This window comes from Azospirillum aestuarii (genome assembly GCF_016632405.1).
GTDB classification, from domain to species: domain Bacteria; phylum Pseudomonadota; class Alphaproteobacteria; order Azospirillales; family Azospirillaceae; genus Azospirillum; species Azospirillum aestuarii.
On the sequence record NZ_JAEPIV010000072.1, the window covers coordinates 1 to 6,420 of the forward strand.

9 protein-coding genes are annotated in these 6,420 nt (G+C 63.4%); all 9 read left to right on the forward strand.

From position 1 onward, the window contains the following. The first annotated feature begins 69 nt into the window (after positions 1-69). The 9 genes from JJL56_RS32510 to JJL56_RS32550 all read left to right on the forward strand — a co-directional run bounded on the left by JJL56_RS32510 (position 70) and on the right by JJL56_RS32550 (position 6,355). Positions 70-2,055 carry a LamG domain-containing protein gene (locus JJL56_RS32510; RefSeq protein ID WP_200487901.1) on the forward strand — a complete coding sequence of 662 codons (1,986 nt, stop codon included), beginning with the start codon at positions 70-72 and terminating at the stop codon, positions 2,053-2,055. Further along, a complete protein-coding gene (locus tag JJL56_RS32515) occupies positions 2,052-2,342 on the forward strand; it encodes a hypothetical protein (protein WP_200487902.1) in 291 nt (96 codons plus the stop codon). The genes JJL56_RS32510 and JJL56_RS32515 overlap by 4 nt, the downstream gene beginning before the upstream one ends. Next, complete coding sequence (locus tag JJL56_RS32520) at positions 2,332-3,021, forward strand: hypothetical protein (protein ID WP_200487903.1); 690 nt, start codon at positions 2,332-2,334, stop codon at positions 3,019-3,021. The genes JJL56_RS32515 and JJL56_RS32520 overlap by 11 nt, the downstream gene beginning before the upstream one ends. A 97-nt stretch (positions 3,022-3,118) precedes the next feature. Then, complete coding sequence (locus JJL56_RS32525; protein WP_200487904.1) at positions 3,119-3,613, forward strand: hypothetical protein; 495 nt, start codon at positions 3,119-3,121, stop codon at positions 3,611-3,613. Then, a complete protein-coding gene (locus JJL56_RS32530) occupies positions 3,601-3,786 on the forward strand; it encodes a hypothetical protein (protein WP_200487905.1) in 186 nt (61 codons plus the stop codon). Before JJL56_RS32525 ends, JJL56_RS32530 begins: the two co-directional genes overlap by 13 nt. After that, on the forward strand, positions 3,783-4,337 hold the full coding sequence (locus tag JJL56_RS32535) for a lysozyme (RefSeq protein WP_200487906.1): 555 nt from the start codon (positions 3,783-3,785) through the stop codon (positions 4,335-4,337). The genes JJL56_RS32530 and JJL56_RS32535 overlap by 4 nt, the downstream gene beginning before the upstream one ends. A 45-nt stretch (positions 4,338-4,382) precedes the next feature. Beyond that, on the forward strand, positions 4,383-4,724 hold the full coding sequence (locus tag JJL56_RS32540; RefSeq protein ID WP_200487907.1) for a hypothetical protein: 342 nt from the start codon (positions 4,383-4,385) through the stop codon (positions 4,722-4,724). Between the two features lie 423 nt (positions 4,725-5,147). After that, positions 5,148-5,864: a hypothetical protein gene (locus JJL56_RS32545; RefSeq protein ID WP_200487908.1), complete on the forward strand. Its 717-nt coding sequence runs from the start codon at positions 5,148-5,150 to the stop codon at positions 5,862-5,864. Between the two features lie 5 nt (positions 5,865-5,869). Continuing rightward, positions 5,870-6,355, forward strand: coding sequence for a PIN-like domain-containing protein (locus JJL56_RS32550; RefSeq protein ID WP_200487909.1), 486 nt, complete (start codon positions 5,870-5,872; stop codon positions 6,353-6,355). Positions 6,356-6,420 lie beyond the last annotated feature (65 nt).

A 6,420-nucleotide genomic window follows, 5' to 3' on the forward strand; every position in this document is an offset into this window, starting at 1 on the left:
TGGTCACCCACCTCGATACGCCGCCCTCCTCAGACCGTCATCACCCAGATTCCAGCATAGCTCTCCGGCATGGGCCTGCACATCGTCAGCCTGACCGGCGATTGGTGCGAGCGGTACGACAACAGCGGGCGCCGCCGTCGGCTCGGCACCTTCGCGCAGCGAAACACCGTGCTCGCTGAAGGCGGCATCACTGCCTCTGCCGCCCTGCCGGCAACCGGCATCAACTGCGTGCACGCTGCCGTCCTGCCCGGCGCGCAGCTCGACGCCGCGGGCATGCCGATCCCGACCGTCGTGGCAGCCACGGCGGGCGGAACCGCGGTGCTGCACCCCGGAGGGCAGGTTGTCGCCGTCACCCGCGCGCAAGGCCACAGCGGCGCGCTGCTGGAGGCTGATGGTACGCTCACCCTCGCACCCAGCGGCAACGTCGTGATCGAGGAGGGGCCGGTGCCTTACACGCCCATCCTGAATTCCTCCTGGCGCACGTGGCTCTATGACACGACTACCTCGCCCGCGACCCTGCCGGGCGCCGACAAGGTTCTGGTGCCCGGTGCGCGTGGGACGAGCTGGGGGCTGGAGCTTGTCGCCCGCGATCCCGGCAACCCTGGCGCCGGCATGGTGGCCCACGTGAAAATCGCTTCTGCCACAGGGTGGATGCCGGGCGACACCCGGCTCGCCGCGCTCTGCGACGCTGCGACCGGAGCGATCACGGGGTCAGGCGATCTGGCGACGAACGGCGGCTTTGATTCCGATACGGTCTGGTCCAAGGGCACGGGCTGGAGCATCGCGGGCGGCGTTGCGACCAAGACGCCCGGAACCGGCAGCGCGCTGTCGCAGGTGATGCCCCTCACGGCGGGCGTTCTGTACGCCATCACCTTCACGGTTGCAGGTTTGTCCGCCGGCTCGGCCACGCCAACCATCTCCGGCAACGGGCAGACTGTCGGTGCCGCCGTCTCGGCCAATGGCACCTACACGCAGTATCTCGTCGCTCCGGCCTCGCCGTCCACCGTGGACCTCTATGGGTCGGGGTCATTTAGCGGGTCGCTGGACAACGTGTCGGTCCGGCTCGCTGTGGCGGATCGCAGCTACAAGGGCAAAGGTCTGATTCCCAACGGTACGCTCCAGCGGACTCCGGTGGCGGGCTCCGACGTTGTGGCTTGGAGTGGCTTTACGCCCGCTGCTTACCTGCTTCAGCCCCCCAACCCGGACTTGGACTTCCCCGGTGACTGTTTCGTCGGATGTTGGGTCAACAACACCTCTAGTTGGAACGTCCTTTTCGAGCGTTCCGCAGCCACGGGGGCTTGGTGGCGGTGCGACAACATTGGCTCTGCGGGCGGCCCTTCCACTGACCAAATCGCCCGGTTTTACATCGGCGACGGGACGAACAGTGCTGGCGTCGTCTTGCCCGTCACTCTTCGTGGTCTGGGCTGGACGCAACTCTGGTTCGTACGCCGCGGTTCGACCTTGGAAGCCTGGGTCAACGGCGCGCTGGTGGCGACCGGGTCCGCGGCCTCTGTCGGCTCCCTCGCCAACGCCACGGCGACGCTGACAATCGGCAACGCCCGCTCGTTGGGCGCAAACGCAAACTCGTCCGTCTCCATGTTCCGCGCTGGGGCTGGCTCCCCCGCCGCTGCACAGCTCCGCCGCATGTACGAGGATGAGAAGCCGTGGTTCAGCGACAACGGCAAGGCGATGCTGGGCGGCATCAGCAATGCCGTCACGTCCCTCAGCCGAGACCCGCTCACGGGCCGGTTGGCGGTCGGCACCGGCGACGGCGTGTCGGTCTTCCAGGGCCTTCGCCGGGTGTCGTATCTGGATGAAACGGTTCTGGGTGCCACCACCAGCGACACCGTGCGGTCGGTATCTCTCCGCGGCGGTTCGCTGCTGATCAGCACGGCGGCTGAGGTCGGCTTCGTAGGGGACGCCATCGGCGGCAAGGAGGCCATCGCCGTGGGTGGCCCGCGCCCTGTGGGAAATGGCTTCACCGCCCGCGGCGTCACCACCGATGGGATGGCCCTCGATCTCGAGTCCCGGTCGGCGAGCGGGAAACCGTCATGATCGAGGCCCGCCTTGTGGGCCGGGTCACCGGGGCGGCAGACACGGAGCGCCTGACCTACGGGCGGCGGGCGACCTACTACCGGGACGCGGGCGGCGCCATCACGCTCCAGGGGGCGGTCCAGCCGGTAGGGACGGACACTGAGGTCACCGGCACAGCTGACGCCACTCTGGCGATCACCGGCGATTGGGTGTCCGCCCGCGTGACCGGTGTCTCCGGCAAGCGCATCCGCTGGGAGGCCACCTTCACCGTGACCCGCATCAGCGAGGAGACCAGCAATGCAGCCTGACCAGATGCCCGACAGCTACAAGGGCGGGCGCCTGCTCTACCGGTGGAAGTGGGTGCAGCTTCACCCGGCGGTGCTCGACCCGCTGACCGGTGACGAGCTGGTGCCCGCCGTCTTCGGCGCGCGGTGCCCTGAACCGCCGCTCGATGTCTTCGACGCCACGCCGGAGGAGATCGCGGCGGTGCTGGCCGACAACGCCGAGGTCCGGGCGCTTGTCGCGGCCTCCCTGCCGCCGGCCAAGCCCATCGTCGTTCGGGACTTCGACGCCGAGGGCAACCTGATCGGGGAGCGCGAAGTCATCCCGGAGCCGCCCGCCGCGCCCGTGGTGCCGCTGGCCGACCTGAAGGCCGCCGCGGTGGACCTGATCAATGCCCGCGTCGGCGAGCTGCGCGCCGCGCACATCACCGTCACCGTCGGCCAGAGCGCCACCTACCTGGAAAAGCAGGAGGAGGCCGCCCGGTACGCGGCTGGCGACAGCGGCCCGTTCACCTACCTGACCGCTGAAGCCGCCGCCACCGGCACCACCCTGGACGCCGTGGCCGCGCTGGTCCGAGCCACCTCGGGCGCCTGGACCGCGGTCAACGCCGACTTGGAGGGCAAGCGCCGCGCTGCGGTGGAGGCCGTCAAAGCCGCCGACACTACCGTCCAGGTCTATCAAGCCTGCGCTCACCTCCGGGCCTGAACGCCCGCGACAAGACTCCCAATCCCGCCCACGATCCCGGCGCCCGCGAGGCGCCTTTTCTATGCCCGCGCCACGGCGCCGGGCCGCAGGAGGTCCCATGCCCGATCCATCGTCCGCCGCTGACGGCGGTGTCCTGTCCAACATCTATTCGCAGATCGCCGCCGGGGTCGGAGGCAGTCTCGTCGCGTGGCGGCTGTTGGTGTCCTTCGGGCGGCAGGACCGGGCCGCGAAGATGGAGGCGGAGATCCGCGCCGACCTCCGCCAGCAGATCGCTGACCTCCGAGCGCAGGTGGTGCAGTTCCAGGCCAACATCGCCGACATGGCCCACGAGCGAAACGAGGCCGTGAAGGTGCGCGGCCAGTTCGAAGCCCGCATCGGCATGACGGAGGAGCGGCTGGCCGCGACGCGGACCGAGCGGGACGAGGCCCGGACCGCGCTCGTTCGGGTCCAGCAGGAGAATGAGAACCTGATGGCGACGAACCAGCGGCTGGTCGAGGAGGCCGCTGTCGCTGAGGCTGAAGCCCGCGGGGCGCCGGCCGGCACGAAGCCCACGGCGCGGCAAGTGCCGGGAGAGCGGCCATGGAAAAGCTGAACGAGCCGGATCAGCACGACGCCCAGCTGGTCGCCGACAAGGTCCTGGCGGATTGCGAGGGCAGCAAGGACGACGCCCTGCTCCTGCTGGCGCAGCTCCTCATCAACGCGCGCCGGGGCATGTGCGCTGGCTTCCTGCGGCTCGGGCCGCCAAACACACGGAGCATCCCATGACCACGCCCGCCGGCGCGGCGATCCCGCGCGACATCCACGACGACGCCCTGGCCCTCGTCCGCCACTCGGAGGGGCTATACCTCAAGGCCTACCTGTGCCCGGCGGGCGTGCCGACCATCGGCTACGGCCACACCGCCGGGGTCCGGATGGGCCAGACCATCAACGGCCTCCAGGCGGAGGTTTTCCTGCGCGCCGACATGGCCGAGGCTGCCGCGTATGTCGACCGGCTGGTGACGGTCCCGCTGACCGATCAGCAGCGCGGCGCCCTGGCGAGCTTCGTCTTCAACCTGGGGGCCGGCGCGCTGCGGAATTCCACGCTGCTGCGCCTGCTGAACCAGGGCGACTATGACGGGGCAGCTGGCCAGTTCGGTCGGTGGGTGTTCGCCACGGTCAACGGGAAGAAGGTGGAGTTGGAGGGGCTGAAGAAGCGCCGGGCGGCGGAGGCGAAGCTGTTCGGGGCCGCCCGACCACCACTCGTACTTGTCAGGATGCGCAAAAAATCCTTTCAATTGGGTTTTTTATCCTATAACGTGGCCCTGCGTTGCCCATGAAGTGTGGTATCGCTATTTGGTAGACATTGGTAAGAGGATGCGATCATGACCATTGTAAAATACGGGCGTTATGTGTCTAATGTAAGTGGAACTACAAACACCATGACCAAAGTATTCGATCCAAGCGTAAACGAAGCTGGAGCCGTAATTAGAACGCTCACGTTGAGCTTAAGCGGAAATGGGGCTGTGTGGCTGCATACTGGCCAAACCACTCCGGTTCAGCAAGATGTCAACAGCAAAATTGTATTCCGTGTTGATGGAAATCCTTCAATGTTGAATAGCAGAACGATGCCATACGAGGTTGAGTTGCCGCCGGGTTATGGATTGTGGATCTATACGTCTTCGGCACAGTCCAGTGGCGTCAACATGTCTTACGATCTCTACTGACGCAGAAGTCCTGTTAGGTGGGATCTCGTACATGGGGCACGAAATGCCCCATGTATGGGAACTATCATACTAGGATTTCATACTCTATCGCTCCGGTCAGATCGAACTTTCTGCTCTGCTGCGACTCCACCCGCTTCCCGGCTGCCGGTTACCGGGCGGGTGGACACGCGGACGGCTATCGCGCTGGGGCTGGTGTGAAGTGGGCTTGGTAATAAATGCCGCCGGTCAATGAATCCTCTGTCTGCGAAATGTGCAGTGGTTGACATGACCGCTACCAATGTCGTTCCTGACGCTGATGGTTGGTGCAGATCCAGCATCATCTGAGCTGTAGACCGTCGGCAGAATTTTGCGTAACATGAGGCGAGTTAGTAGGGCGTCACTGCGCGTACGGCGAGTGGCGCTCGAACGCCAGGACGGGATCAGATGAGCGAACCAGATTACAGCTTTGCCGATAGGATCACGTATACGATCCCACGTGCGGCCCGTCTTCTGCAACTTCCAACGCGCCAAGTCAGATCATGGCTCATTCCGCACCGTAAGGTGATCAAAGGAACCGAGCATGTGATTCCTCCGCTTTGGGACCCCACGATAGAGCCTTATCAGGGGCAAGTGCTTGTAACCTTCCTTGAGCTCATGGAACTCAAGATCGTTCGCGCAATGCTTGAGCGAAAGAAGAGCAGACGTGCCGAGATCAGGGCCTGCATCCGTGGCTGGAGGGACATAACAAAGGGAATGCCATATTTCCTTGTTAACAAGAAGTTTGCTCCGATGCTGATGGGTTCTACGCTTGCTGTTGAGCTTAAGGAGGATGGAATTTGTGTCGGCGCGTCCACCCAGCAGCTCATAATGAAAGATATTGTGATGCCGGAGTTGGTTGATCTTGAGTATCGCGACGACGAGGATCTCCCATCTCAGTGGATTCCAAAAGAGTGGGGCGGTGGCATTATCGTGTCACCAGCTTATGCTACCGGAAAGCCAGTCGTAAAAGAACGCCATATACCAACAGAGGCGTTGGCGGTTACTGCAGCCGCTGATGGCTTGCCTTCGGCGGCCCAACAATGGCGCGTGCCGCTGGAAGCGGTGCAGCGCGCTGTTGATTTTGAACAATCACTTGATCAGAGAAAGCGCGAGGCAGCGTGAGGCTTATGATCGACAACGGCCTCTCCGATGGCTTTGCGAGAGGACTAAACGCACTCGTCTTCGAAGGCGGAGGGTGTAAGGTCGATCATGTTTACGAGTTTTATATTGACCAACTTTCTCAAGATAGGTGGAAAAGTCGTCTTAAGTACTACGGTTGGTGCGTTTTAAGTGGCGACCAAGATGTAGATCATGACTACAATGCAATCGAGCGATGGGCAAACACGGGCGTTCCAGTTTTTTTTATGACGAAGGATGTGTGGTCATTACCGATTAAAATTAAAGCTGCCACAATTTTGCTTGCGTGGTCCGGTCTTATTAAGAACTCAAGCAAGAGCGGATTGTATGTAATAAGAAAAAATGCTGTCGTGGAACCATTGGTGTTCAAACCGCCTAAACCGTCGCGCCCAAGAGCAGCGTCGCAGACACGCGTCAGGCTGGCTGCTGAGCAGGCAGTGCCGATCGCTCATCAACGCAGTATGCGTTTTGATTGATTTAGCCCGGATCATTCATCAGCGTTTTGGAAGGGCTGCCCGAAGGCGCGTCGATGGGTGGCGCC

Bases quoted from the DNA above. Each gene is read 5' to 3' on its own strand.
- JJL56_RS32510 (WP_200487901.1), top strand. From the start codon at position 70: ATGGGCCTGCACATCGTCAGCCTGACCGGCGATTGGTGCGAGCGGTAC.
- JJL56_RS32515 (WP_200487902.1), top strand. From the start codon at position 2,052: ATGATCGAGGCCCGCCTTGTGGGCCGGGTCACCGGGGCGGCAGACACG.
- JJL56_RS32520 (WP_200487903.1), top strand. From the start codon at position 2,332: ATGCAGCCTGACCAGATGCCCGACAGCTACAAGGGCGGGCGCCTGCTC.
- JJL56_RS32525 (WP_200487904.1), top strand. From the start codon at position 3,119: ATGCCCGATCCATCGTCCGCCGCTGACGGCGGTGTCCTGTCCAACATC.
- JJL56_RS32530 (WP_200487905.1), top strand. From the start codon at position 3,601: ATGGAAAAGCTGAACGAGCCGGATCAGCACGACGCCCAGCTGGTCGCC.
- JJL56_RS32535 (WP_200487906.1), top strand. From the start codon at position 3,783: ATGACCACGCCCGCCGGCGCGGCGATCCCGCGCGACATCCACGACGAC.
- JJL56_RS32540 (WP_200487907.1), top strand. From the start codon at position 4,383: ATGACCATTGTAAAATACGGGCGTTATGTGTCTAATGTAAGTGGAACT.
- JJL56_RS32545 (WP_200487908.1), top strand. From the start codon at position 5,148: ATGAGCGAACCAGATTACAGCTTTGCCGATAGGATCACGTATACGATC.
- JJL56_RS32550 (WP_200487909.1), top strand. From the start codon at position 5,870: ATGATCGACAACGGCCTCTCCGATGGCTTTGCGAGAGGACTAAACGCA.